Source organism: Falsiroseomonas sp., assembly GCF_030695085.1.
GTDB lineage: Bacteria > Pseudomonadota > Alphaproteobacteria > Acetobacterales > Acetobacteraceae > Falsiroseomonas.
The window spans coordinates 1-1,038 of sequence record NZ_JAUYTS010000080.1 but is presented as its reverse complement, the minus strand read 5'-3'; the positions used below and the strand labels follow the sequence as shown (position 1 = coordinate 1,038).

Genomic DNA, 1,038 nt, shown 5'->3' with positions numbered 1-1,038 from the left:
CTGGCGGCGTGGGCGCAGGGGCAGTGCTATTTCGCCGCCGCGCAGATGTTGTTGCAGGCGACGCATATGGGGCTGGGCAGTTGTCCGATCGGCGGGTTCGATGCAGCGGCGCTGATGCAATCCCTATCGCTGCCGCCGGGCGAGGTGCCGGCGCTGGTGATTGCGCTGGGCCAGTGTGCCGAGCCGGCACCGGTGCGGATTCGCAAGCCGCTTGACTAGTCACTTGAATTAAAGCGCGCGGCGAAGCGTGCGTCAGCGGTCCCAGTACGGCTCGCCTTCCAGATGCGCGGCCAGGCAATCGATCAGCGCGCGCGCCCGGCTCGACAGGTGGCGGGTGGGCGGATAGACGGCATACGCGGCGAGCTCGGGCCAGACATGGTCGGCCAGCAGCGTCACCAGTTCGCCGGCGCGCACCGCATCATGAATATAGAAGGTCGGCAGCAGCACCACGCCTTCGCCGGCTACGGCCGCGCATTTGAGGAAGTCGCCGCTGCTGGCCGCCAGCCGCACCGGCACCCGCACCTGTCCGGCCGTGCCGTCGGGCGCGTGGTAGTGCCACAGGCCGGGGTCGCGCACGTTGCTGTAGGCCAGGCAGTCATGCTGCGCCAGCTCGGCCGCGTCGCGCGGGGTGCCGCGCCGCGCGAGGTAGGCGGGGCTGGCGCAGACGACATGGTGGATCGGCGCCAGGCGGCGCGCGATGAGGCTGGAATCTTCCAGCGTGGCAATGCGGACGGCGAGGTCGAAGCCTTCCTGCATCAGGTCGATCTGGCGATCGTTGAAATCGAGTTCGAGCCGTACCTCGGGATGCCGGGTCATGTAGGCCTGGATCGGCGACGTCAGGTGCAGCAGGCCGAACGCCAGCGGCAGCGCCACCTTGAGCCGGCCCTTGAGCGCGCCGTGCGCCTGCGACACCGCGGCGGCCGCGTCCTCGACGTCAGCCAGGATGGCGACGCAGCGTTCGTAGTAGGCGCGTCCGCTGTCGGTGAGATTGAGCCGGCGCGTGGTGCGCTGGATCAGCGAGACGCCGAGCTGCGCCTC

The 1,038-nt window shown here is 69.7% G+C and carries 2 protein-coding genes; one reads left to right on the top strand and one right to left on the bottom strand.

The genetic code is table 11. From position 1 onward, the window contains the following. A partial coding sequence (locus Q8S40_RS09855) for a nitroreductase family protein (protein ID WP_305670238.1) occupies window positions 1-219 on the top strand: 219 nt, incomplete at its 5' end. A 33-nt stretch (window positions 220-252) separates the two neighbouring features. Here the strand turns inward: Q8S40_RS09855 and Q8S40_RS09850 are convergent. Continuing rightward, window positions 253-1,038 (bottom strand): LysR family transcriptional regulator (locus Q8S40_RS09850; RefSeq protein ID WP_305670237.1); only part of this gene is annotated, 786 nt, incomplete at its 5' end.